At 72.3% G+C, this 22565-nt stretch carries 24 protein-coding genes and 1 riboswitch; of the genes, 11 read left to right on the top strand and 13 right to left on the bottom strand.

Going from position 1 to position 22565, the window contains the following annotated elements; genetic code table 11:
- Positions 1 to 129 precede the first annotated feature (129 nt).
- Together DEJ06_RS08665 and DEJ06_RS08660 are read right to left on the bottom strand one after the other, a co-directional pair.
- Positions 130 to 1305 (bottom strand): MalY/PatB family protein, encoded by a 1176-nt coding sequence (locus DEJ06_RS08665; RefSeq protein WP_111039049.1) that lies wholly within the window; start codon positions 1303 to 1305, stop codon positions 130 to 132.
- A gap of 44 nt (positions 1306 to 1349) precedes the next feature.
- Positions 1350 to 1922 carry a TetR/AcrR family transcriptional regulator gene (locus DEJ06_RS08660; protein WP_111039048.1) on the bottom strand — a complete coding sequence of 191 codons (573 nt, stop codon included), beginning with the start codon at positions 1920 to 1922 and terminating at the stop codon, positions 1350 to 1352.
- A gap of 78 nt (positions 1923 to 2000) precedes the next feature.
- Here DEJ06_RS08660 and DEJ06_RS08655 point away from each other — a divergent pair, with 78 nt between their 5' ends.
- The 5 genes from DEJ06_RS08655 to DEJ06_RS08635 all read left to right on the top strand — a co-directional run bounded on the left by DEJ06_RS08655 (position 2001) and on the right by DEJ06_RS08635 (position 8200).
- The gene (locus DEJ06_RS08655) at positions 2001 to 2891 is read left to right on the top strand and encodes an SDR family NAD(P)-dependent oxidoreductase (RefSeq protein WP_111039047.1); all 891 of its coding nucleotides are present in this window, start codon (positions 2001 to 2003) and stop codon (positions 2889 to 2891) included.
- 100 nt (positions 2892 to 2991) lie between these two features.
- On the top strand, positions 2992 to 5439 hold the full coding sequence (locus tag DEJ06_RS08650; RefSeq protein ID WP_258372460.1) for a GH92 family glycosyl hydrolase: 2448 nt from the start codon (positions 2992 to 2994) through the stop codon (positions 5437 to 5439).
- Between the two features lie 67 nt (positions 5440 to 5506).
- Positions 5507 to 5785 (top strand): hypothetical protein, encoded by a 279-nt coding sequence (locus DEJ06_RS08645; RefSeq protein WP_111029039.1) that lies wholly within the window; start codon positions 5507 to 5509, stop codon positions 5783 to 5785.
- Positions 5782 to 7653, top strand: a complete 1872-nt coding sequence (locus DEJ06_RS08640) for an alpha/beta hydrolase (protein ID WP_111039045.1) — start codon at positions 5782 to 5784, stop codon at positions 7651 to 7653. Before DEJ06_RS08645 ends, DEJ06_RS08640 begins: the two co-directional genes overlap by 4 nt.
- Positions 7637 to 8200: a hypothetical protein gene (locus tag DEJ06_RS08635; protein WP_258372459.1), complete on the top strand. Its 564-nt coding sequence runs from the start codon at positions 7637 to 7639 to the stop codon at positions 8198 to 8200. Before DEJ06_RS08640 ends, DEJ06_RS08635 begins: the two co-directional genes overlap by 17 nt.
- A 34-nt stretch (positions 8201 to 8234) precedes the next feature.
- Here the strand turns inward: DEJ06_RS08635 and nagA are convergent, their stop codons facing one another.
- The 7 genes from nagA to DEJ06_RS08600 form a co-directional block, all read right to left on the bottom strand.
- Complete coding sequence (gene nagA, locus DEJ06_RS08630) at positions 8235 to 9401, bottom strand: N-acetylglucosamine-6-phosphate deacetylase (RefSeq protein WP_111039043.1); 1167 nt, start codon at positions 9399 to 9401, stop codon at positions 8235 to 8237.
- The gene (locus DEJ06_RS08625) at positions 9398 to 9805 is read right to left on the bottom strand and encodes a YrdB family protein (protein ID WP_111039042.1); all 408 of its coding nucleotides are present in this window, start codon (positions 9803 to 9805) and stop codon (positions 9398 to 9400) included. Before DEJ06_RS08625 ends, nagA begins: the two co-directional genes overlap by 4 nt.
- Positions 9806 to 9813: 8 nt before the next feature.
- Positions 9814 to 10674, bottom strand: coding sequence for a formyltetrahydrofolate deformylase (gene purU / locus DEJ06_RS08620; protein ID WP_110861849.1), 861 nt, complete (start codon positions 10672 to 10674; stop codon positions 9814 to 9816).
- A 127-nt stretch (positions 10675 to 10801) separates the two neighbouring features.
- Positions 10802 to 11014 carry a hypothetical protein gene (locus DEJ06_RS08615; RefSeq protein ID WP_111029042.1) on the bottom strand — a complete coding sequence of 71 codons (213 nt, stop codon included), beginning with the start codon at positions 11012 to 11014 and terminating at the stop codon, positions 10802 to 10804.
- 107 nt (positions 11015 to 11121) lie between these two features.
- Positions 11122 to 12498 (bottom strand): MFS transporter, encoded by a 1377-nt coding sequence (locus DEJ06_RS08610; protein WP_111039041.1) that lies wholly within the window; start codon positions 12496 to 12498, stop codon positions 11122 to 11124.
- Between the two features lie 109 nt (positions 12499 to 12607).
- The gene (locus DEJ06_RS08605; RefSeq protein WP_220036499.1) at positions 12608 to 13042 is read right to left on the bottom strand and encodes a MarR family winged helix-turn-helix transcriptional regulator; all 435 of its coding nucleotides are present in this window, start codon (positions 13040 to 13042) and stop codon (positions 12608 to 12610) included.
- Between the two features lie 56 nt (positions 13043 to 13098).
- A complete protein-coding gene (locus DEJ06_RS08600) occupies positions 13099 to 13554 on the bottom strand; it encodes a MarR family winged helix-turn-helix transcriptional regulator (RefSeq protein ID WP_071404704.1) in 456 nt (151 codons plus the stop codon).
- A gap of 75 nt (positions 13555 to 13629) precedes the next feature.
- Here DEJ06_RS08600 and DEJ06_RS08595 point away from each other — a divergent pair, with 75 nt between their 5' ends.
- Positions 13630 to 14502 (top strand): NAD(P)H-binding protein, encoded by an 873-nt coding sequence (locus DEJ06_RS08595; RefSeq protein ID WP_111039040.1) that lies wholly within the window; start codon positions 13630 to 13632, stop codon positions 14500 to 14502.
- Between the two features lie 43 nt (positions 14503 to 14545).
- Here the strand turns inward: DEJ06_RS08595 and DEJ06_RS08590 are convergent, their stop codons facing one another.
- On the bottom strand, positions 14546 to 15019 hold the full coding sequence (locus DEJ06_RS08590; RefSeq protein ID WP_111039039.1) for a DUF2017 family protein: 474 nt from the start codon (positions 15017 to 15019) through the stop codon (positions 14546 to 14548).
- Positions 15016 to 15321 carry an ATP-dependent Clp protease adapter ClpS gene (gene clpS / locus DEJ06_RS08585; protein ID WP_071404706.1) on the bottom strand — a complete coding sequence of 102 codons (306 nt, stop codon included), beginning with the start codon at positions 15319 to 15321 and terminating at the stop codon, positions 15016 to 15018. The genes DEJ06_RS08590 and clpS overlap by 4 nt, the downstream gene beginning before the upstream one ends.
- Positions 15322 to 15359: 38 nt before the next feature.
- Positions 15360 to 15444: riboswitch (ZMP/ZTP riboswitch) on the top strand.
- A 96-nt stretch (positions 15445 to 15540) separates the two neighbouring features.
- Here clpS and glyA point away from each other — a divergent pair.
- The 3 genes from glyA to DEJ06_RS08570 all read left to right on the top strand — a co-directional run bounded on the left by glyA (position 15541) and on the right by DEJ06_RS08570 (position 18311).
- Entirely contained in the window at positions 15541 to 16818 is a 1278-nt protein-coding gene (gene glyA, locus DEJ06_RS08580) for a serine hydroxymethyltransferase (RefSeq protein WP_111039038.1), read from the top strand.
- Positions 16815 to 17750 (top strand): tetrahydrofolate dehydrogenase/cyclohydrolase catalytic domain-containing protein, encoded by a 936-nt coding sequence (locus tag DEJ06_RS08575; RefSeq protein WP_071404707.1) that lies wholly within the window; start codon positions 16815 to 16817, stop codon positions 17748 to 17750. Before glyA ends, DEJ06_RS08575 begins: the two co-directional genes overlap by 4 nt.
- A gap of 111 nt (positions 17751 to 17861) precedes the next feature.
- The gene (locus DEJ06_RS08570) at positions 17862 to 18311 is read left to right on the top strand and encodes a hypothetical protein (protein WP_111039037.1); all 450 of its coding nucleotides are present in this window, start codon (positions 17862 to 17864) and stop codon (positions 18309 to 18311) included.
- Positions 18312 to 18459: 148 nt separating this feature from the next.
- Here the strand turns inward: DEJ06_RS08570 and galK are convergent, their stop codons facing one another.
- Both galK and galT read right to left on the bottom strand, forming a co-directional pair.
- Positions 18460 to 19599 carry a galactokinase gene (gene galK / locus DEJ06_RS08565; RefSeq protein ID WP_111039036.1) on the bottom strand — a complete coding sequence of 380 codons (1140 nt, stop codon included), beginning with the start codon at positions 19597 to 19599 and terminating at the stop codon, positions 18460 to 18462.
- Positions 19596 to 20693, bottom strand: a complete 1098-nt coding sequence (galT, locus tag DEJ06_RS08560) for a galactose-1-phosphate uridylyltransferase (RefSeq protein ID WP_111039035.1) — start codon at positions 20691 to 20693, stop codon at positions 19596 to 19598. Before galT ends, galK begins: the two co-directional genes overlap by 4 nt.
- Positions 20694 to 20757: 64 nt before the next feature.
- Between galT and DEJ06_RS08555 the strand changes: the two genes are divergently transcribed.
- Together DEJ06_RS08555 and DEJ06_RS08550 are read left to right on the top strand one after the other, a co-directional pair.
- The gene (locus tag DEJ06_RS08555) at positions 20758 to 21612 is read left to right on the top strand and encodes a DeoR/GlpR family DNA-binding transcription regulator (protein WP_111039034.1); all 855 of its coding nucleotides are present in this window, start codon (positions 20758 to 20760) and stop codon (positions 21610 to 21612) included.
- Entirely contained in the window at positions 21609 to 22541 is a 933-nt protein-coding gene (locus DEJ06_RS08550; protein WP_111039033.1) for an aldose 1-epimerase family protein, read from the top strand. The genes DEJ06_RS08555 and DEJ06_RS08550 overlap by 4 nt, the downstream gene beginning before the upstream one ends.
- Positions 22542 to 22565: the final 24 nt, after the last annotated feature.

Genomic DNA, 22565 nt, shown 5'->3' with positions numbered 1-22565 from the left:
GCGTCTTGCCCCGGCGCCGCCGAAGCGTCGAGACGCCGCCGAATCCCGCGGCGTCTCGACGCTTGCGGGGCGTCGAACGCACACGCCGGCGTCTCGCGGCAGCCACACGCCGGTCGACGCAGCTCGGGCTCAGCCTCTGGCCGCTGCGGCGAGGCGGCTGAGCCCCTCGTCGAGGGTCTCCGCCGAGCACCCGAAGTTCAGCCGCGCGAAGCCCCGGCCCTGCCGTCCGAACGCCGGGCCGGAGCCGAGCGCCACCTTCGCCCGGTCGACGAGCTCCGCTGCGGGGTCGTCGCCCCACGGCAGCGCCCGCAGGTCGAGCCACGCCAGGTACGACGCCTGCGGCTGCCGGTACTCGGCGCCGGGCAGCACGTCGCCGATCCGCTCGGCCAGGGTGCGCCGGTTCGCCGCGAGCTCGGTGAGCAGTGATGCCAGCCACGGCCCGCCCTCGCTGAAGGCCGCCACGCTCGCCGTGTAGCCGAGGATGCCGGTGCGCTCGACGACCTCGGCCGGCAGTCCGTCGAACCAGGCGCGGGCCCGCTCCGAGGCGCCGATCATCATCGCGCACTTCGTGCCGGCGAGGTTCCAGGCCTTGCTCGCACTCGTCAGGGCGACGCCGAGCGACGTGGCCTCGGGGCAGGACTCCAGGAACGGCGTGAACACCGCGTCGGCGTGCACGAGCGGCGCGTGGATCTCGTCGGACACCACGACGGCGTCCCACTCGGCGGCCAGCTTCGCGAGTGCGACGAGCGACGCGCGGTCGTGCACCAGGCCGAGGGGGTTGTGCGGGTTGCAGAGCAGCACCGTGCGGGCTCCGTCGGCGAACGCCTGCGCGATGCCGTCCAGGTCCATCCGCCAGCCGGCCGTGGTGTCGAAGGGGTCGGCCGGGCCTGCGGGGGCGAGCAGCGGGACCTCGGTGACGGTGCCGCCGGCCTCGGACACGTACTCCCAGAACGGCGGGTACACGGGCGGCATGATGACCACCTGGTCGCCCGGCTCGATGACCCGGCGCAGCACCTCGACCGCCGCGACCGACACGTCCGTGGTGGTGCGGACCAGGTCGGGGTCGACCCGCCATGCCCACCGGCTCTCGGCGAAGTCGGCGAACGCCTCGGGCAGGGCCCGTCCGTGCCCGACGTACCCGGTGTCGCCGTTCGTCACCGCGGTGACCAGGGCGTCGCGGATCGGTTCGGCGAGCATGCTGTCCATCTCGGCGACGAACATGGGGAGCACGTCCGGCGGGTAGGCCGTGTACTTCTCGCTCGTGCGGGACCGGTACGCATCGAAGACGGACACCATGACGCTCATGCGCCCATCCTGACAGCGAGGCACGCAGGGCGCGAGGGTGGTGGTCAGGCCGGGCGGAGGCCCGCCAGCAGCACCTCGACGTAGCGCTCGGGGTCGTGCACCCGGGAGCCACCCGCCACGGCGGCCACCCGCATCCCGCACAGCAGCCGTCGCAGGTCGTCCGCATCGACGTCGGCACGCACGAGCCCCTCGGCCCGTGCCCGTGCGAGCAACGCGTCGACGGACTCGACCAGGTCGCCCGCGAGCGCCGCGGTGTCAGCGCACGAGAACCCGCCGTTCGTCAGGAGGTCGCCGAGGGCCGCGTCGTCGACCATGCTCCGGAACGCAGCCGTCACGACCCCCCGGAGCGCGTCCACCGCGTCGGGCAGCGCGACGGCGACACGGACGAGGTCGAGCATGTCCTCGAGCGCATCGATCGCGAGCGCCTCGAGCAGGTGCTGCTGCGACGGGAAGTGCCGGTAGGCGGTCCCGACACCCACACCGGCCTCGTGTGCAACGGCGTTGAGGAGCGGCTGCTCGCCCCGCTCGAGGAACGACCGGGCGACGTCGAGCAGCGCGGTCCGGTTGCGTTGCGCATCGGAGCGCAGCGCTTCGGGTCGGGCCATCGCGATCGTCATGCGGACACTCTATCCGCTTGTGCTACCGTTCCGGATGGATCATCCGATTCCACACGACGAGTGAGCAGGAGACGACCAATGGGCACCTTCGAGTGGGAACCGTCCGCGATGCCCGACCAGCACGGCCGGACCGTGGTGGTCACCGGCGCGACCGGCGGACTCGGGCTGGTGGTCGCGACCCGACTCGCAGCCGCCGGAGCACGCGTCATCGCTGCGGTCCGCAACCCCGACAAGGCGGCTCGCGTCCTGCCCGTCGGCCTGGAGGCGCGGGTCGTCGACACCGCGTCGGTCGCCTCGGTCACGGCGTTCGCCCGGCAGCTCGCGGCGGACGGCATCGTCGTGGACGCCCTCGTCAACAACGCCGGCGCGACGCTGGGCGCGTTCGGGTTGACCGACGAGGGCATCGAGCGCACCTGGGCTACCAACGTCGTCGGGCCGGCCGTGCTCGCCGACGCGATGCTCCCGGTGCTCGGCGGACCGTCGCCCCGGGTCGTGCTCGTCGGGTCGAACCTGTCGCAGCGCACCCGCCGCGTGCCCGCACCGGGCGGGGTCGACGATCCGAGCGACTACTCGCAGCTCGCCGTGTACACCGACTCGAAGACGGCGGCGACGGCGCTCGCGGTCGACCTCGGTGAGCGGCTCCGCGCGGCCGGCTCGGACGTCCGCTCGGTCATCGCACACCCCGGCATCGCGGCGACGGGGATGAACGACCAGGCCGAGACCCTCGCGCAGCGCCTCGGCGGCATGATCGCGCGCAGCATGGCCCGGACCGCGGAGGACGGCGCTCGCTCGACGCTCTGGTCGGCCACCGCGCCGGACGTCGCCGAGGGGGTGTTCGTCGGGCCGGCGCTGCGACGTGGTGACCGGCGGCTGCACGTCGTGCCCGTCCGCGGGACCGCCACCGACCCGGTGTTCCGGCAGCGGGTCCGCACCTTCGTCGACGCGGTCGCCGCGCGCACGGTTGTCTGACCGAACGGCGCCGGCCCGACGCCGAACCCGACGTGAACAGCGGGAGAGCGCTCGGTGACGCGGGCGGCGTCCCCCGTCCGAGGGGGCTAGCGTCACCGATGTGAACCGATCTCGCGTGCACCGTCGCCCGCTCGTCCGTCCGCTCCCGCTCGCCGCGGTGGCCACGATCGCCGCACTGCTGGGCACGGCGATCGTCGCCGCGCCGGCCGTGGCCACGCCCTCGACGCAGGCCGGGCGCACCGTCAGCGATCCCGCGCGGTACGTCGACCCCTTCATCGGCACGAGCAACAACGGCAACACCTGGCCCGGGGCCACCGCGCCGTTCGGCATGATGCAGTGGAGCCCCACGGGCACCGCGGGCGACCAGACGTCGACCCCGGTCGCGAACGGCTACTCGTACGACGTGAACCGGCTGCGCGGCTTCAGCCTGACGCACCTGAACGGTGCCGGGTGTGCTCCCGGGGCTGCTGGTGACGTGCCGATCATGCCGGTCACGACCCCGGTCACGACCTCGCCGTCAGCCGACTCGAAGGACGCCGTCTACGCCGCCGGGTACTCCCACGACCAGGAGTCCGCGAGCCCCGGCCGCTACGGCGTCACGCTCGACAACGGCGTCCGCACCGACCTGGCCGTGACCACCCGTGCCGGCGTCGGCGCGTTCACGTTCCCGGCCGGCAAGGACGCGAACCTGCTCTTCCGCACGTCGAACTCGATCAACGGCAGCGAGGCCGCGACCACCCGCGTCGACCCGCGCACCCGCACGGTCAGCGGCAGCGTCCTGACCGGCGGCTTCTGCAGCCGCCGCGCGAACGGCGGCGGCGCCACCAACCCGGACCGCCGCAGCTACTACCGCCTCTACTTCACCGCGACCTTCGACACGGCGTTCGCGAGCACCGGCACCTGGAAGGACGGCACGGTCCAGCCTGGAGGCACGTCCTCCTCCGGTGGGGAGGGGTACCTGACCGGCGCCGACCGCGCCGGACGCGGCTCCGGCGCGTGGGTCGGGTTCGATGCGCGTCGCGGAGCGACGGTGCAGGCGAAGATCGGCATCTCGTACGTGAGCGCAGCCGGGGCGGTCGCCAACCGTGACGGCGAGGTGACCGGGCGCTCGACCGTCGCCAGCGTGGCGGCCGGCACACGGGCCTCCTGGAACCGTGAACTGTCGCGCCTGCGCGTCGGTGGCGGCACGGCTGACCGGACCACCCAGCTGTACACGTCGGTCTACCACGCACTCATGCAGCCGAACACGCTGAACGACCGTGACGGGCGCTACCTCGGGCCCGACCTGCGGGTGCACCGGATGGACCGCGGACACCGGGCCGTCTACGGCACGTACTCCGGGTGGGACCAGTACCGGGCGCAGATCCAGCTGCTGGCCCTGCTGCGGCCGGACGTCGCCGGGGACATGGCGCAGTCGATGCTGCGGTTCGCCGAGCAGAACGGCGGCGTGTGGGACCGGTGGCTGCACCTCGGAGCGCCGACGCACGTGATGACCGGCGACCCCTCGGCCGCGACGCTCGCCACCTGGTACGCCATGGGCGTCCGGAACTTCGACGTCCGGGCTGCCTACGCCTCGCTCAAGCGCCAGGCGACGGTCGAGAACGCGGACGCCGAGAGCGACATCGGGTGCCCGGGGCAGTGCCTGGCGCAGCGGCCCGCACTCGACGAGTACCTGGAGCGGCAGTACGCGGCGAACGACGACTGCTCCTGCTGGGGCGGTGCGGCCGAGACCCTCGAGGACTCGATCTCCGACAGCGCGCTCGGGTACTGGGCCGGTTCCCTCGGGCTGCGGTCGGACGCCCGGATGTTCGCGGAGCGGGGGACCTACTGGAAGAACACCTTCAACGCCGCCGTCGGCTACCAGGCTGCTCGTCAGGCCGACGGATCGTGGACGCCCGACTGGTCGCCCTCGACCGGCACCGGATTCGCACAGGGCACCAGCGCGCAGTACACCTGGCTCGTGCCGCAGGACGTGCAGGGACTGTCGAGCGCGCTCGGCGGTGACGACGCCACGGTCGCACGGCTCGACGACTTCTTCCACGACAGCACCGGTGCGTTCGCGGTGACCGGTGGCGACGCCACGAAGTTCGACCCGACGAACGAGCCCGACATCCACACGCCGTGGATGTACAACGCGCTCGGCAAGCCCTGGAAGACGCAGGAGACCGTGCGGCAGGTCGTGGACGACGCCTACTCGACCGGCCCAGGCGGCCTGCCGGGCAACGACGACCTCGGCACCATGAGCGCCTGGTACGTCTTCGCCTCGATCGGCCTGTTCCCGCAGACGCCCGGGCGAGCGGAGATGCTCATCGGCAGCCCGACGTTCAGCACGGTCGACATCCGGCGGTCGAGCGGCGAGCGGATCGTCATCCGGTCCTCGGGGACCGAGCCGTACGTGCAGGGCGCCCGGTTGAACGGGTGGACGCACGAGCGGTCCTGGGTGCCGGCGTCGTTCGTGACGCGGGGTGGCACGTTGTCCTTGCGGGTCGGGGACGCGGCGGACACGAGCTGGGCGAGCGGCGAGCGGGGGCGCCCGATCGACCGCTGAACACCGCTTGACACACTGTACTTCAGCGGTGATATGTTGACCTCCTCGGGGAACACGAGGGGGCACCATGGGGGATCTGACGGTCGACCTGCCGACCATGCAGGCGGTCGCACGAGCGGCGGGGCAGGCGGTCACCGACCTCCGCTCTGAGCGCCCGTTGTCCGGTTCGGACGGCGGTGCATTCGGCTCGGGGGCGGTCGAATCCGCGTTCGTCGCGTCGGCCAGGGCGCACGACGCGATGATCCGGTCCCTCGGTGACGACGCGGACACGCTGCGCGAGTACGTGACCGCCGCCGCCGAAGCGGTCCTGCGTGCGGATGCCGACCTCGCCCGGCGGGTCCGGTGAGCGCGGACCCCGTCGCGGGCGACCCGGACGGCATCCAGCGGATCGCCCGTCGGCACGACGACCACTCGGACGCGGTCCGTGACGGCGCCCGGCACGTGCTCGTCGCCGCGGAGCACGCGGCGTCCGGCTGGGCGGGGCGGGCGCAACAGCGGTTCCTCGTGACGGCGGCGGCGATGCCGGCGAGTGCCCAGCGCGTCGCGGCGCGGCTGGCCGCGGCGTCGGCCGCACTCGCCACCTACGCGCGCCAGGTGCGGGAGATCCAGGACGACGCCGCGAGCCTGCAGACGACCCGGCGGAACACCGCGGACGACATCGCGGCCAACGAGCGGGCGATCCGCGATGCCACCGTGGTGGCGTCCGGACCGGATGCGGTCGAGTCGGACCGTGCGCTCCTGCAGCAGCTGGAGCGCAGCGGCGAGTGGTTGGCAGCGCTGGACGCTCGGCTGACGGCGCAATGGGACGAGCTCGTCGCCCGCCGAGCCGCAGCCGACCGAGTGGCGGCCTCCGCGCTCGAGGACCGGTCGGTGCTCGGCAAGCTGGTCTCCGCCACGGTCGTGTCCGCGATGAGCGACGGCCAGTTCCTCACGTGGCTCGGCACCCTCGACCCGGAGACCGTCGCCGCGCTCGGTGACGACGCACGGGTCGCCGAGCGGCTCGCCGGACTCGACCCTGCGCAAGTGGCCGGGTGGTGGCAGGCGATGTCGGGCGTCGACGGTGTGCCGTCCGCGGTCCAGCGGGCGTTCGTCGCGGCGATGCCGGTGGTCATCGGCAACCTGAACGGTGTCGCCTCCTGGGCGCGTGCACGGGCGAACACGACGGTGTTGGCTGACCGGCTCGCACACGCCCGCAAGCAGGTCCGCCACTGGCGTGGGCGGCACGACGCCGCCCGGAACCCGGCCGAAGCGGCGACGGCACGGGAGCAGCTGCTCGTCTGGGAACGGCAGCGCGACGCCTACCGGAACATCCAGGACACCCTCGCCACGACACCGGTCTCGCTGGTGGCACTCGTCGACGACCGTCCCCCGCTCGCGCAGGTCGTCGCGGGTGACCTCGACCGTGCCACGCACGTCAGCGTCATCGTGCCGGGCATGAACACCGCGACGTACCAGGACGGCACGGTGCAGGACTACAGCGCGATCGCCCGCGGGATGCGTCGTGAGGAGGCCCGTGTGGCTGGCATCCGCCGCAGTGACATCGCCGTCGTGTCCTGGATCGGCTACCACCCGCCGATGGCCGACGACCCGTCCTTCCGGACCGTCCTGGCGGACGACCGCGCGCGAGCGGGCGCCGAGCGACTCGTCGCCGACCTCGACGGGTTCCACGCGGCGCGAGCGGCCGCCGGGCGGGACGCCGACCTGACCGTCATGGGGCACTCCTACGGCACGACCGTGGCGACCATCGCCCTGACCAAGACCCACGCCGACCACGTGGTGCTGCTCGGCTCGGCCGGCGTGACGGACGCCGTACCGAACGCGTCCGCGCTGCACGTGCCCGAGGGGCAGGTCTTCGCCAGCCAGGGCGCGAAGGACGGCTGGGCCGTCACCGGGCAGAACCTGTCCGGTCGGCGTGACCCGACCGAGTCCACGTGGGACGCGCACGCGTTCAGCTCCGAGACCGAGGGCCGTGGGTCGGACACCCTGCACGGCGTCACCCGTCACGGGCCGTACGACGGCGATGACGACGACGGCCGGTACTCGTACTTCGACGACGGGACCACCGCCCAGCACAACGCTGCACGAGCGGCGATGGGACACGGGGACGAGATCCCCGAGCGGGGCGGACCCTTCGACCGGATGCGGCAGCAGACCAAGGACGACTGGCTCATGTACGGCTGGCAGACCGGGGGCACCGGTGACCCGACGCTCTGAACCGTGGGGCGCCTCACTCGCCGGAGCCCTGGTGGTCACCGCACTCCTGACCGGGTGCACCGGCGCCTCCCCGGACTCCCCGATGCAGAAGGACACGTCGATGAACGTCGAACAGTCGCACCAGGACGTCCTGGACATCTTCGCCGCCGTGCGCTCGGTCGTCGGGCAGGACGGTTGGGGTGACGAGGACCCCGGGTGGAACCTCTGCGGAAGTGATGGCGAGGACGCTGCGCAGTACACCTACGCGAGCACTCGGCGGCTCCCGCTTCCTGGTACAGCGGATCAGGTTGCCGAGGGGGTCACACGGGCCCTCGCGGCGATCGGGTACGAGGGTGCGCGTGTTCAGCACGACACGGAACTCACGCCGGAGCGGACGGTCATCAGCTACCCGAAGGGGTACCTCGGTGGGACAGCGGCAGACGGGTTCGCCATCTTCTTCCAGGCGTTCGATTCGTACGCGGACGTGTCCATCGACGGCCACTGCGTCCCCGGCCGGGCCCCACGGTTCGGTGAGCCCCTCAACCCCCGCCCGACCGACCTGCCGTGACGTGTCCGAGCGAGCCGTCTGCGCCGTGCGCGCTTCAGCGCAGCTCGCGCCCGCCGCCCCAGACGCGCTCGACCTCGAGCGACGGCGACAGTGCCACCAGATCGGCGGCGAACCCCGGCGCCAGCCGACCCAGACGGTCGCCGAGCCCCAGCGCGCCGGCCGGCACGCTCGTCAGCGCCGCCACGGCCTCGGGCAGGGTCCGCCCGGCGAGCGAGACCGCGTTGCGGAGCGCCACGTCCTGCGTCAGCGTCGACCCCGCGATGGTCTCCGTCCCCGCCACGTGTGCGACGCCGTCGGTCACCGTGACGTCGAGCGACCCGAGCCGGTACGACCCGTCCGCAGCGCCGGCGGCACCCATCGCATCGGTGATCAGCGCCACCCGACCCGGCGTCGCCCGGAAGAGCGTGTCCGCCACGACCGGGTGCACGTGCACGGCGTCCAGGATGAGCTCGAGCGTCACGCGGTCGTCCGACACGGCGGCGCCGATCGGCCCCGGAGCGCGGTGGTGCAGCCCGGGCATCGCGTTGCAGGCGTGGGTCAGGATCGTCGCGCCGGCGTCGAACGCGGCCCGCGCCTGGTCGTACGTGCCGACCGTGTGGCCGACGGCGACCGTGACGCCGGCGTCGACGAAGCGGCGGACGGCGTCGAGCGCTCCGGGCAGCTCGGGCGCGATCGTGACCTGGCGGATGACACCCTCGCCCGCTTCGAGCAGGGCGTCGACCGCGGCAGGGGTCGGGTCGATCAGGAACGACTCGTTGTGGGCGCCCTTGTTGTGCGGGGACAGGAACGGTCCCTCCAGGTGCACGCCGAGCACGAGCGGGTCGGTCGCCATCACGGCGCGGACGTGGGCCAGCGACGCCGCGAGGGCGGGGACCGGGTTCGCGACGAGCGACAGGACGGAGCGGGTCGTGCCGTGCGAACGGTGCATCGCGAGCGAACGGTCGAACGAGTCGTCCTCGTACGCCTCGGTCGCCCCACCGTGCCCGTGCAGGTCCACGAAGCCGGGCGTCAGGACCGCGTCGCCCAGGTCGACGACCCGGTCGGCCACGGGGGCCTCGGGGCCGGAGCCGGTCGCGTGGATCGTGTCGCCGACGACCAGGACCCAGCCGTCGGCCGTGGTGCCGGCCGCGTCGACGACGCGGGCTGCGCGGACCAGCGTGCGCTGGGCCTCCTGGCCGGTCTGGAGGCCCGTGGTGCTCATGCGATCTCCTTGCGGAACGCGATCACGCCGCTCAGGGCGGCGATCACGATGAAGACGATCCCGACGACCGGGTGGCCGATGGAGATCCAGGTCGCGCCTGCGGCGACGACCAGGGCGACCTCGACGATGGTCTTGCCGACGATGTCGGTCTCGATCGGGGAGCGCGGCGACCGGAAGAAGTACCAGACGACCGCGGCGAACAGCGGAGCCCCGACCATGAACAGGTAGCCGGGGAGCGGGAGCTGCCACGACCAGTAGCCCCAGAAGGCCAGGGACAGCAGGCCGAACACCATCACGGCGATCCGCAGGATCATCCAGGCCTCGAACCGCCGTCGCGGCTGCCGGACGGCTGCCGGGTCGGGGACCGATTCCCAGTCGACGGGGGACTGCGGGGCGTTGGTCATGGTGCTGCCTACTTGAAGATGATGGTGCGGGCGCCGTCGAGCAGGACGCGGTCCTCCGCGATCCAGCGCACCGCCTGGGTGAGCGTGCGGGACTCCTCGTCCTGCCCGATGGACACCAGCTCGGCCGGTTCCTTGGTGTGGTCGACGCGGACGACGTTCTGCTCGATGATCGGGCCCTCGTCGAGGTCGCTCGTCACGAAGTGCGCGGTCGCACCGATGAGCTTCACCCCGCGGGCATGCGCCTGCCGGTACGGGTTCGCGCCCTTGAAGCCGGGCAGGAACGAGTGGTGGATGTTCACGGCACGCCCCTCGAGTGCCGCGCAGAGTTCGGGCGACAGGATCTGCATGTAGCGGGCGAGGACCACGAGCTCGATGTCGTGCTCCTCCACCGCCTGCAGCACGCGCCGCTCCATCTGCTCCTTCGACTCGGCGTCGGTGACCGGGCGGTGCTCGAACGGCACGGAGTAGAACGCGGCGAGCTCGGACAGGTCCGCGTGGTTCGACAGCACGAGGGGGACCTCGATCGGCAGCTGTCCGCCGCGCTGCCGGTAGAGCAGGTCGTTCAGGCAGTGGCCCGCCTTCGACACGAGCACGAGGGTGCGCAGCGGACGACCGACGACGTCGAGCTGGACGCGGGCGTCGTAGCGGGCGGCGACGGGGGCGAGTGCTGCCTCGAAGGCGGCGCGGTCCACCGGCGCCATCACCTGCAGGCGCATGAAGAACGTGTTCGTGTCGGCGCTGGAGAACTGCTGCGACTCGGTGATGTTGCCCTGGGCGGCGACGATCGCTCCGGAGACGGCGTGCACGATCCCGGGCTGGTCGTCGCAGACGAGCGTCAGGGTCCAGTGCGTGGGGGTCGGGTCGGTCACCGGATCAGGGTACCGGCCGCGGGGGAGGTGCTTCGTGAGCAGGAATGGTCGAGTGCGCCGCGGCGACTCGACCATTCCTGCTCACGAAGCGTCAGTGGCGGGCGCGGCAGCGGTGGCGCGCCCGGCGTCAGCGCCGGCGCGCGAGCAGACGACGGACGAAGTAGACCTCCATGCACAGGGCCAGGACCGTCGCCGCGATGCCGATGCCGACGTACGCGGAGCCCCGGTCGGCGTTGACGATCGCCGCGATCGGGATGCCGATGCAGAGGATGCCGCAGATCACCACGTTCCAGATCGCGCCTGCCTTGGTGTCGCTGCTGAACCCGCCGCCGTTCGCCATGCCCGCGACGCTACCGGTCCGCGGGTGGCGAGGTGCTCCAGGACGTCCGGAGGCCGCCGAGTGAGCAGAAGACGTCGGGTGCGGGGGTACGACCCGTCATCTTCTGCTCACTCGGCGTCGGGCGCGGGCGCCGGCGCGGGCGCAGCGGCGGCGGCGCGCCCGGTGTCGGCGTCCCGCAGCCGGCGGTCCGCCAGGGTCAGCACGGTCAGGAGCACCGCGACGCCGAGGATCACCCACGCCAGCACGTGCAGGTCCGGCGTCGTCGGGGCCTGGCCGAACACGCCACCGATGAGCGAGGACGCCGCGATCGCCCCGATGTACACCGCGGTGCGCGACAGCCCGGCCGCGGTGCCGATGTACTCCGCGGGGACGAGCCGGTACAGCGCCGCCTGGTTCGATACCGACGCCAGGGCCTGCGGTACCCCGAACAGCGCCGGGGTCAGGGCGAGCAGGACGACGGGCGACCCGGTGTGCAGGAAGAGCAGGAGCACACCGCCCAGGATCGGCACCAGTGCGGCGACGACGAGCGGCCCGCGGATCGCGGTCTTGCGTGCGACCACGAACGAGGCCACCCCGGCGACGATCGCGGCCGGCAGCTGGATGTACCCGGCGACGTCGCTCGGGTAGCCCGCGACGTCCTGCACCCACTGCGAGAACCCGTAGGTCATCGTGTAGGCGAGCAGGTACGTCAGGAACAGGCGGCCGTACGTGCGGGACAACGCGCCGTTCCGGGCGAGCAGCCGCACGTCGACGAACGGTCGCACGGCCCGCAGCTCCCACGCCACCAGGGCGACGAGCAGCACGACGGCCACCGCGAGCAGCCACCACAGCCCGGCGGACAGGTCGAGCAGGAAGACGAGCAGCGCCGAGACGGTCCCGGTCATCAGCACCATGCCGAGCGGGTCGAGCGCCTGCAACACCGGCAGCTCGGCGTCGTCTCGCGGACGCAGCCGGTCGGACGGCAGCCAGGCCGTCGCCACGACGATGCCGAACACCGCGAGCGGCACGTTCACCAGGAAGATCGCGTGCCAGCCGAACGCGGCGATGAGCGCCCCTCCGAGCGGTGGGCCGGCGGCGGCGGACACGAGCGACGTGATCGACAGCGCCCCGAGCACGAGCGGCGGCGTGGGCTTCCCGATCCGGACGGAGTGCTGTCGGAGGGTGGTGAGTGCCGCCGGGTACGCCGACGACGTCCCGATGCCGATGAGCACCCGGGCGAACACGGCCCCGCCGAACCCGGTCAGGACCTCGGGCACCACCCCGGCGATCCCGACGATGACGAGCCCGGTCAGGAACACCTTCTTCGGGCCGAACCGGTCGGCGAGCTTGCCCATCGTGGGCTGCGCGATCGCACTCGCCAGGTACAGGGCCGCGACGAGCCAGATCGCCTGCGCCGCACCGATGCCCAGGTCGCGGGAGATCGGGGTGAGGGCGACCGACACCATCGTGGTGTTGATCGGGTTGAGCAGGGGTCCGACGAGCACCGGGATGAGGAGCTTCGGGCCGAAGCCGCTGCCCGTGGTCGTGTCGGGGGTCGTGGTGGTGGACGTGAGAGTGCTTCTTCCGGTTGCAGGACTGGGCGAGGGGTGCGGGTCAGGGATCGACGATCGGCCCGAGCAGGTCCATCGCCCGCGCGACGACGCGGCGGTCCGCCTCGGGCAGGGTCGCGAGCCGCTCGGCGAGCTCGCGGTTCCGCGCGGCCCAGGCGGCCTGGCGGGCGTCCCGACCGGCCGCCGTCGCGCTGACGATCGATCGCCGGCCGTCCGTCGGGTCTGCCTGCCGCTCGGCCAGGCCGAGGTCGACCAGGGCCTGGACGGTCGCGCCCATCGACTGCGGTCGGACACCCTCGGCTCGGGCCAGGTCGGCGATGGTGGCCGGCCCGTGCCGCAGCAGGCGTCCGAGAGCGGCGGTCTGCGACGCCGTGACGTCGTCCGACTTCGAGGCCAGCAACGACCGCCGCAGTCGTCCGTGCATCGTCAGCACGGCGTCGGCCAGGTCGGTCGGGTCGGTCTCGGGCGCGTTGGTCACGCCCGGGAGGCTAATCCGTCACCAGCCCACCTTGCAAGTTTGCCTTCTGATATCGCTCAGGGAACGGCGGACCCGTCGTCGCCCGCGTCCGGCTCGAGCAGTGGGAGCAGGGTCGCCGAGACCGGTTCCGCACCGTCGCCGAACCACGCGTTGCTCGCCCGGACGATCGGGTGGGCGCGTGCCAGCAGCGCCTCGCCCTGGTCGGTCAGCCGCATCCGGGAGGCCCGTCCCCGGCCCGGTGCGGCGCCCCGCTCCACGAGTCCCCGCGTCGAGAGCCCTCCGACGAGCGTCGTCATGCTCTGCGGTCGGACGCCGACCGCTCGCGCCAGGTCGGCCTGGCTGAGCTCGCCCGCCGCCGCGAGCTGGATGAGTGCCCCGAACTCCACGGGTGTCAACCCGAGCGGCGCCAGCTCGGCCGCGAGCCGGCGGGAGAGCGTCCGTGCGGCCCGGATCACCGTCCACGCCACGATGCCGTCGACGTCGTCGCGCGGGGCTGGGAGTTCCTGGGGCACGGGGCGATTGTACCGGCGTACGTTCTGGTATCAGGAAACTGATACCAGAATGGGTCAGCGGGACGAGGAGCAGACATGGGCGAGATCGTGGCGGTCACCGGTGTGACCGGGGACGTCGGGGGCAAGACTGCGGAGCTGCTGCGGGCGGCCGGGGTGACGGTGCGTGCCGTGGTCCGACGGCCCGAACAGGTCGACGCGCTCCGGGCGCGGGGCATCGACGGCCGCCTGGCCGACCTGGACGACGAGGACGCGCTCACCGCGGCGCTGGAGGGGGTCGACCGGTTCTTCCTCGTGACGCCGGTCAGCCAGCGGCAGCGCGAGCAGGGCGCCACCGGGGTCCGTGCGGCGCAGCGCGCAGGGATCGGCCGGATCGTGCAGCTGTCGGGCGGGGACGCCGCCGAGCACTCCCCGATGTCGTGGGCGAGCGCCGCCTGGCACATCGACCGGCTGGTGCGCGAGAGCGGGCTGGCGTGGACGATCCTGCATCCTTCGTCGTTCATGACGAACGTGCAGCCCTCGGCGCCGGCGATCCGACGGGGGTGGTTCCCGCACACCACGGGCCGCGGGGTGATCGGCTGGATCGACACCGAGGACATCGCCCGGACCGCCGCCCGGGTGCTGACGGAGGACGGCCACGACGGCACCGAACCGGTGCTCACCGGCCCGGACCTGCTCGACGCGCGCGGTGTCGCCGCCGCGCTCGCCACCGGGCTCGGCCGACCCGTGCGCGCCCTGCACCTGCCGAGCCGGGTCTACGCCGGTGTGCTGCGCCTGAGCGGCGTGCCCGCGTGGCAGGCCGAGGGGCTCCGGCAACAGTTCGGCCGGGTCGTCCGCCGCGGCCTCGACGGCGTCGACGTGATGAGCGACGACGTCCGACGCATCACCGGCACCGCGCCCCGGAGCCTGACCGACTGGGCGCGAGCCCACCGCGACGACCTGCTGGGGTGACCCGCCGCACCGGAGGTGATCCGGGCCTCCAGGCCGTGGGCCGTCAGCGCGACGTGAGCGTGACGACCAGGTGTTCCTGCACGTAGCCGAGCCAGTCGTAGACGTCGCGCAGGCCGACGCCCGCGTCGGCCTCGACCGAGCGTTCCTCGTCGTCGGCGTCCTCGATGCCCAGCCGATCGGCGATCGTCAGCCGCAGGTCGGTGAGCGTGCGGAGCCATGCCTGCTCGTCCTCGGCGTCGAGCGAACCGTCGCGGGTGCCCGTCAGCCAGTCGTGCACGATCGAGGCGTTCGTCGTCTTCTGCGTGAGCAGGTCGGACTGCGTGTACTTCCGGAACTCCGCGCTCGCCTCGTCGTCGCCAGGATAAGCATCCGGGAACATCCGTTCGCTGATCGGGTCGGTGGACAGGTCGCCGCCGAGCACCTGCTGCAGCTGCTCGGTGAGCGAGGCGAGCAGGTCGCGCTCGCCGGAGGACAGGCCGAGGTGCACGCCGTCGGCGCGGCGGACGAACGGGATCACGCTTCGGGGGCCTTGTCGACGGTCGCCTGCAGCCCGTAGCCGTGCATGGACTGCACGTGGGCCTCCATCGACTCACGCGGGCCGGTCGCCACGATCGCCCGGCCGTCGTCGTTGACCTGGTGCATGAGCCGCTCGGCCTGCTCGCGAGAGAACCCGAAGTGCCGCTGGAAGACGTAGGTGACGTACGACATCAGGTTCACCGGGTCGTCCCACACCACGGTGACCCACGGGGTGTCCGCCCGCGCACTGGTCCGTTCGTCCGTGGTGGTCCGTTCGTCCACGTCGGGCGAGAGCAGCGTCATGCATCCAGGGTGACACAGGGTGCGGTGGCTCGGTACGATCGTCAGGTCGCGACTGGCGTTGGATGGGTCACCATCGGGGAGCGACCAAGACACGGTGCGCGGCCGTACGCCTGGGCTGCACCGACCGACCGTCCGAGTGCGACCAGCTGGTCGTCCGCACACCGTAGGAGTCCCGTGTCCATTGCCGATCTGCCCCCGTTCGTCTCTGACTCGGCCGAGGTGGCCGAGCAGGCCGCCGCACGCGCCGCCTTCAACGCCCCGCTCGCCGAGGTCGATCCCGAGATCGCCGCCGTCCTGCAGCAGGAGCTCGGCCGCCAGCGCGACACCCTCGAGATGATCGCGTCCGAGAACTTCGTGCCGCGCGCCGTGCTCGAGTCGCAGGGCTCCGTGCTCACCAACAAGTACGCCGAGGGCTACCCGGGCAAGCGCTACTACGGCGGCTGCGAGTACGTCGACGTCGCCGAGCAGCTCGCCATCGACCGTGCCAAGGCGCTCTTCGGTGCCGAGTACGCGAACGTGCAGCCGCACTCCGGTGCCACGGCCAACGCGGCCGTCCTGCACGCCATCGCCTCGGCCGGCGACACCATCCTCGGCCTCGAGCTCGCGCACGGCGGTCACCTGACCCACGGCATGAAGCTCAACTTCTCGGGCCGCATCTACAACGCCGTGGCGTACGGCGTCGACCCGGAGACGTTCGAGGTCGACTACGACGACATCCGCGCCAAGGCCATCGAGCACCAGCCGAAGGTCCTGATCGCCGGGTGGTCCGCCTACCCGCGCCAGCTCGACTTCGCGAAGTTCCGCGAGATCGCGGACGAGGTCGGCGCGAAGCTCTGGGTCGACATGGCGCACTTCGCCGGCCTCGTCGCCGCCGGGCTGCACCCGTCCCCGGTCCCTCACGCCCACGTCGTCTCGTCGACGGTCCACAAGACCCTCGGCGGCCCCCGCTCGGGCATCATCCTGTCGAACGACGAGACCCTGTTCAAGAAGCTGAACTCCGCGGTCTTCCCGGGCCAGCAGGGCGGCCCGCTCATGCACGTGATCGCCGCGAAGGCCACCGCGTTCCTGCTCGCCGGCACCCCGGAGTTCAAGGACCGTCAGGAGCGCACCATCCGTGGCGCCCAGGCCCTCGCCGCCCGCCTGACCGCTGACGACGCCAAGGCCGCGGGCATCGACGTGCTCACCGGCGGCACCGACGTGCACCTGGTGCTCGTCGACCTGCGCGCGTCCGAGGTCGACGGCAAGCAGGCCGAAGACCTGCTGCACGAGGTCGGCATCACCGTGAACCGCAACTCCGTGCCGTTCGACCCGCGCCCGCCGATGGTCACCTCGGGTGTCCGCATCGGCACCTCGGCGCTGGCGACCCGCGGCTTCGGCGACGCCGAGTTCACCGAGGTGGCCGACATCATCGCGCTGACCCTCATGCCGAACCCGGACGTCGCAGCGCTCTCGGCCCGCGTGAAGGTCCTGACCGACGCGTTCCCGCTCTACGCGTGAGCGGTTCGGTCAGCGCGGCGCTCCCGCGCGAGCTCTGGGCCGGTGAAGGGAGTGCCGTCCGCATCGACGGCACGGCCCTCGCCGCCCGGACGCTCGACGAACTCCGGGGCCGGATCGACCGCCTGCACGAGCACGGCATCCGCCCGGGCCTCGGCACGATCATGGTCGGCTCGAACCCCGGCTCGATGTCCTACGTCGCGGGCAAGCACCGCGACTCGGCGTCGATCGGGCTCGACTCGCACCGCATCGACCTGCCCGAGACCGCGTCCGCTGCCGACATCCGGGCCGCGATCCTGCAGATGAACGACGACCCCCGGGTCACCGCGTTCATCGTGCAGCTCCCGCTGCCGCAGGGCATCGACCCGACGCCGATGCTCGAGCTCATGGACCCGTCGAAGGACGCCGACGGCCTGCACCCGACGAACCTCGGCGAGCTCGTGCTCGCCGTGCCCGGTGGTGCCGGCACGATCGACGCACCGCTGCCCTGCACCCCGCGGGGCATCGTCGCGATGCTCGACGCGTACGAGATCCCGATCCGCGGCGCACACGTCACGATCATCGGGCAGGGGCTGACCGTCGGACGGCCGCTCGGCCTGCTGCTCACGCGGCTCGAGGCGACCGCGACCCTGACGCACTCGCTGACGGCCGACGTCGCCGCGGAGTGCCGTCGCGCCGACATCATCGTCGCCGCAGCCGGGGTCGCCGGGCTCGTCAAGCCGGACTGGGTCCAGCCCGGAGCCGCCGTCATCGACGTGGGGATCACCCGCGTGGTCAACGAGGAGACCGGCAAGGCGAAGCTGCACGGCGACGTCGACCCCGCGGTCGCGTCGGTCGCGGGCTTCCTGTCGCCCACCCCCGGTGGCGTCGGGCCGATGACCCGCGCGATGCTCATGAAGAACGTCGTCGAGGCCGCCGAGCGCCAGCTGTCGTAGCGCGGGCGCGTGCGCTCGCGTGGCGATGGTGAGCAGCAATGGTCGGGTGGCGTCATCGCACCCGACCACTGCTGCTCACGAAGTGCACTCCGCCGGTGCTACGGTCGCGGCATGGGGGAAGAACGTCTGCAGACGACGCCGGTGATGCGAGCCCGGCCCGAGCCGTCGCAACTGACCAAGGACGCCCGGTGGCTGATCGTCATCGTGGCGATCTGCGTGCTGTTCCAGGCTCCCGGGTCGACCTGGGCGACGACCTTCGTGCACGCCGGCCAGGAGTACACGTTCACGTCGGGCCCCTGGTCCGGGTGGACGCTCGCGACGGTGGGGTTCGCGGTCGCCGGGTTCGTCGTCGCGATCGCCCGCCGAGGTGCAGCCCGGTTCGACGAGCACACCGTGATGGGCCTGACCCTGGCCGCCGTGCTCGGGACCACCGCCCTGGTGTGGTTGCTCATGCCGGCGCAGACCGCGTGGGTGGAGTGGGCCGTGGAGCACGGTCGGACGCACCCGTTCGTGCTCGGGAACGTGGTGGAGTACGTCCGGTACGCGGACTACCTCGGCTGAGTCGGCGGGGGCGCGGTCGGGGCTGTCGGGGTGCTGCCGTTCTTTCGCGCCGAGCGACAGTCCACGGGCTGATCGCCGCGTGAACTGTCGCTGAGCGCGAAACGTCGAGCGCGCGAGCGGCTGAGCGCGCACGCGCGCGCCGCACCCGTCAGTCGCGCCGGGCGCCCTGCGCGGCGTGCACCGTGAACACGTTCGGCTCGCGGAACCCGGCGTCGGCGAAGGCGACGGTGACGGCGGCGGTGATCGCCCCGCGTGACTCCTGGTCGACCAGCGCGATCGCCGCACCGCCGAACCCACCACCGGTCATGCGCGCACCGACGGCACCCTGCTCGACCGCGGTCGCGACGGCCAGATCGAGCTCCGGCACGGAGATCTCGAAGTCGTCGCGCATCGACTCGTGCGACGCGACGAGCAGGGAACCGATCGCCCGGGGGCCCTGTTCGCGCAGCGTGCGGACGGTGTCGAGGACGCGCTGGTCCTCGGTCACGATGTGCCGTACGCGGCGGAAGGTCTCGTCGTCCAGGAGCTCCTGCGCACGAGGCAGGTCCTCGACGCTGACGTCACGCAGGGCCTCGACACCGAGCACCCGCGCACCCTTCTCGCACGAGGCCCGACGAGCCGCGTAGCCACCGGTCGCGTGGGCGTGCTCGACGCGGGTGTCGATCACCAGGACCTCGAGCCCGTTCGCCTCGAGCGCCAGGTCGACGACGGCGGTGTCGAGCGTGCGGCAGTCGAGGAACACGACGGCGTCCTGCTCGCCGAGCAGCGAGGCGGACTGGTCCATGATCCCGGTGGGGGCACCGACGGCGTGGTTCTCCGAGTACTGCCCGACGCGCGCCAGGGTCTTCCGGTCGAGGCCGAGTTCCCACAGGTCGTTGAAGGCCAGCGCGACACCGCATTCGATCGCCGCACTGGACGACAGGCCCGCACCGACCGGCACGTCGGACTCGATGAAGACGTCGAACCCGGTCTTGTCGTCCAGATCGGCACCGGCCTGCTCGCGCAGGGCCCAGGCGATCCCGAAGACGTAGGCCGACCAACCGTCCATGGCCTCGGGCGACAGGTCGTCGAGGGACAGCGCCATCGGCTCGCTCGTGGCGTCGAAGGCGGAGGCGACGCGGATCGTCCGGTCGTCGCGCTGCGCGATGGAGGCGGTGGTGCGACGGTCGATCGCGAAGGGCAGCACGTAGCCGTCGTTGTAGTCGGTGTGCTCACCGATCAGGTTGACGCGACCCGGGGCGGAGTACCGCACCGTCGGCTCGTACCCGTAGACCTGCTGGAACGTCATGCGCGCTCGACTCCCTGTCGGATGAACTCGGCCGCCTTCTCGGGCACGAGGTCCCCGATCCAGGCGCCCATGGCGGCTTCGCTGCCGGCCAGGAACTTCAACTTGTCCGCCGCACGTCGCGGCGAGGTGATCTGCAGCATCAGCCGCACGGTGTCGCGGGCGGTGTGCACCGGCGCCTGGTGCCACGCGGCGATGTACGGCGTCGGGTCGCCGTAGAGCGCGTCGAGCCCACGCGTGAGCCGGAGGTGCATGTGGGCCAGCTCGTCCTTCTCGGCGTCGGTCAGGCTGGCGAAGTCGGGGACGTGGCGGTGCGGCAGCATGTGGATCTCGATGGGCCAGCGCGCGGCGAACGGGACGAAGGCGGTGAAGTGCTCGCCAGCGAGGACGACCCGCTCGGAACCCCGCTCGTTCGCGAGGTGCTGCTCGAACAGGTCCGGACCGAACCGTTCGATGCTCGCGAGCAGGCGCTGGGTGCGCGGCGTGATGTACGGGTACGAGTAGATCTGCCCGTGCGGGTGGTGCAGCGTGACGCCGATCGCCTCGCCCCGGTTCTCGAAGGGGAACACCTGCTGGATGCCCGGCATCGCGGAGAGTGCGGCGGTACGGTCGGCCCAGGCTTCGACGACGGTGCGGGCACGCGACTCGGAGATGGAGGCGAAGGACCCGGAGGTCTCGGGCGAGAAGCACACGACCTCGCACCGGCCGACCGAGCGGAGCTGGCGGTTCAGGCCGACGTCGCTCAGGGACTCGAGCGACTCGGGGGCGTCGTCGGCTTCGAGCAGCGGGCCGAACGACGGCGAGCGGTTCTCGAACACGGCGACGTCGTAGCGGCTCGGGATCTCGGACGGGTTGGCCGGGCTCTGGGGTGCGAGCGGGTCCTGGTCGGCCGGCGGCAGGAACACCCGGTTCTGCCGGGATGCCGCGATCGACACCCATTCGCCCGTCAGGACGTCCTGCCGCATCCGCGCCGTCTCGGGTCGCGGGTCGAGCACGCGTTCGTCGATGCTGCGTTCTGCGGGCAGTGTCGAGTCGGCGTCGTCGAAGTAGAAGAGGTCGCGGCCGTCCGCGAGCTTCGTCACGCGCTTGGTGATCACCGGAACAGCCTAGCGCCCATCCGAAGCGTTGCGAAAGACATCGGAAGCAAGCGAAACTGTGCACATGACGGACGCCGACCTCTCCTTCCTCGCCGGCGCGCTGCCCGCGCCCCTCCGGCAGGACCGCATCGTCGCGATCGTCGAAGGCGCCCCCGGCATGGTCCGGACGGCCGCGTTGGCCGCGTCCCTCGGCACCAGCGAGGTGACGGTCCGCCAGGACCTCGCCGTCCTCGACCAGGAGGCCCGGATCCGGCGGGTGCACGGAGGCGCGGTCCGCCCCGGGGCCGGGTCCACCGAGCGCCCCTTCGAGGAGACCGCCGTCGAGCACCAGGTGGCCAAGGCCGCCATCGGCCGTGCGGCCGCTGCGCTGGTCCGCCCGGGGGAGTGCGTCGTCCTCGACGTCGGCACCACGCCGGCCGCCGTCGCCGAGGCCCTCGTGGCGCGCACCGAGCTCACCGGCGTCACGGTCGTCACGAACTCCCTCACCACGGCGCTCGCGCTCGAGCGTGCGGTCCCGCGCTTCACCGTGATCGTCACCGGCGGCACCCTCCGGCCCCTGCAGCACTCGCTCGTCGCCCCCTTCAACGGGGCGGTCCTGCCGATGATCGCCGCGGACCTCGTGTTCCTCGGCGGGACCGGACTCGACGTCGACCACGGCCTGACGAACGTGAACCTGCCCGAGACCGAGGCCAAGCGGATGCTCGCGGCGACGGCCCGGCGTACGGTCGTGGTCGCGGACGGGTCGAAGTTCGGCCGGGCCCACATCGGGGTCGTCCGCGCGCTCGAGGACATCGACGTCGTCGTCACCGCCGAGGCCGACGCCGCCGCGGTCGCCACGATCCGGGCGGCCGGGGCCCAGGTGATCGTCGCCGACGGCGAGCAGCACACCGAACCAGCCGGAAGGAAGAACACCCCATGACCGCAGCACCCACGGGTGGCCAGTACCGCCTCCACCACGCCGGACCCGACGGGGTCGTCGAAGCCGTGGTCACCGAGGTCGCCGCGGGCATCCGCGAACTCCGCGTCGCCGGCTTCGACATCACCGAGCCGTTCCCCGTGACCGAGCAGCCGCCGGGGGCGAACGGTATCGTCCTGGCGCCCTGGCCGAACCGCGTCGCCGGTGGTGTGTGGGTGTTCGACGGCAAGCGGCAGCAGCTCGACGTCTCGGAGCCGAAGTACGGCAACGCGTCGCACGGACTGCTCCGGTTCGCCCCGTACCGGGTGGTGTCGCAGACCGAGACGTCGATCCAGCAGGAAGCGACGATCCACCCGCAGCACGGGTGGCCCTTCACCCTCGAGACGCGCGTGCTGCACGAACTCGTCGACGACGGCATCCGTGTCACGCACGAGGTCACGAACCGTTCGGGCGTGCGCGCACCCTTCGCGGTCGGCGCGCACCCGTACCTGCGTGCCGGTGACACCCCCGCCGACGACCTGGTCGTCACGCTCGACGCCGCGACCGCCTTCACCGTCGACGAGCAGAAGGTCCCGAACGGTTCGGTGCCGGTCGAGGGCACGCCGTACGACCTGCGCCAGGGGCGACGTGCCGGGGACTCGGACCTCGACACCGCCTACAAGGACGTCACCCCTGACGCCGACGGGATCCGCCGCACGACGATGCACGGGCCGGAGGGCGACGGGGTCGAGCTCTGGCAGGACGCCTCGTTCCCCTACGTGCAGGTCTTCACCTCGCGCGAGTACCCGCGGGGCGACGGGAAGGGCCTGGCGGTCGCGGTCGAACCGATGACGGCGCCCGCGAACGCCCTGAACTCGGGCGAGGGCCTGCGCTGGCTCGAGCCGGACGAGACCTGGACCGGTTCGTGGGGGATCCGCCGCGTCTGGTCCTGAGGAGTCCGGTCGGCACCACCGCTG

It is taken from the genome of Curtobacterium sp. MCLR17_051, assembly GCF_003234395.1.
Classification (GTDB): Bacteria; Actinomycetota; Actinomycetes; order Actinomycetales; family Microbacteriaceae; genus Curtobacterium; species Curtobacterium flaccumfaciens.
This window is presented reverse-complemented; position numbering and strand designations above follow the sequence as displayed.

Excerpts from the sequence above, each read along its gene's own strand:
- clpS (WP_071404706.1), bottom strand. The coding sequence starts at position 15,321 with ATGACGCTGCTCTCGCCCGACGTGGACGAACGGACCACCACGGACGAA.
- galK (WP_111039036.1), bottom strand. The coding sequence starts at position 19,599 with ATGACGTTCCAGCAGGTCTACGGGTACGAGCCGACGGTGCGGTACTCC.
- DEJ06_RS08595 (WP_111039040.1), top strand. The coding sequence starts at position 13,630 with ATGGGCGAGATCGTGGCGGTCACCGGTGTGACCGGGGACGTCGGGGGC.
- DEJ06_RS08665 (WP_111039049.1), bottom strand. The coding sequence starts at position 1,305 with ATGAGCGTCATGGTGTCCGTCTTCGATGCGTACCGGTCCCGCACGAGC.
- DEJ06_RS08645 (WP_111029039.1), top strand. The coding sequence starts at position 5,507 with ATGGGGGATCTGACGGTCGACCTGCCGACCATGCAGGCGGTCGCACGA.
- DEJ06_RS08570 (WP_111039037.1), top strand. The coding sequence starts at position 17,862 with ATGGGGGAAGAACGTCTGCAGACGACGCCGGTGATGCGAGCCCGGCCC.
- DEJ06_RS08615 (WP_111029042.1), bottom strand. The coding sequence starts at position 11,014 with ATGGCGAACGGCGGCGGGTTCAGCAGCGACACCAAGGCAGGCGCGATC.
- DEJ06_RS08555 (WP_111039034.1), top strand. The coding sequence starts at position 20,758 with ATGACGGACGCCGACCTCTCCTTCCTCGCCGGCGCGCTGCCCGCGCCC.
- DEJ06_RS08655 (WP_111039047.1), top strand. The coding sequence starts at position 2,001 with ATGGGCACCTTCGAGTGGGAACCGTCCGCGATGCCCGACCAGCACGGC.
- DEJ06_RS08660 (WP_111039048.1), bottom strand. The coding sequence starts at position 1,922 with ATGACGATCGCGATGGCCCGACCCGAAGCGCTGCGCTCCGATGCGCAA.
- DEJ06_RS08625 (WP_111039042.1), bottom strand. The coding sequence starts at position 9,805 with ATGACCAACGCCCCGCAGTCCCCCGTCGACTGGGAATCGGTCCCCGAC.
- DEJ06_RS08550 (WP_111039033.1), top strand. The coding sequence starts at position 21,609 with ATGACCGCAGCACCCACGGGTGGCCAGTACCGCCTCCACCACGCCGGA.
- nagA (WP_111039043.1), bottom strand. The coding sequence starts at position 9,401 with ATGAGCACCACGGGCCTCCAGACCGGCCAGGAGGCCCAGCGCACGCTG.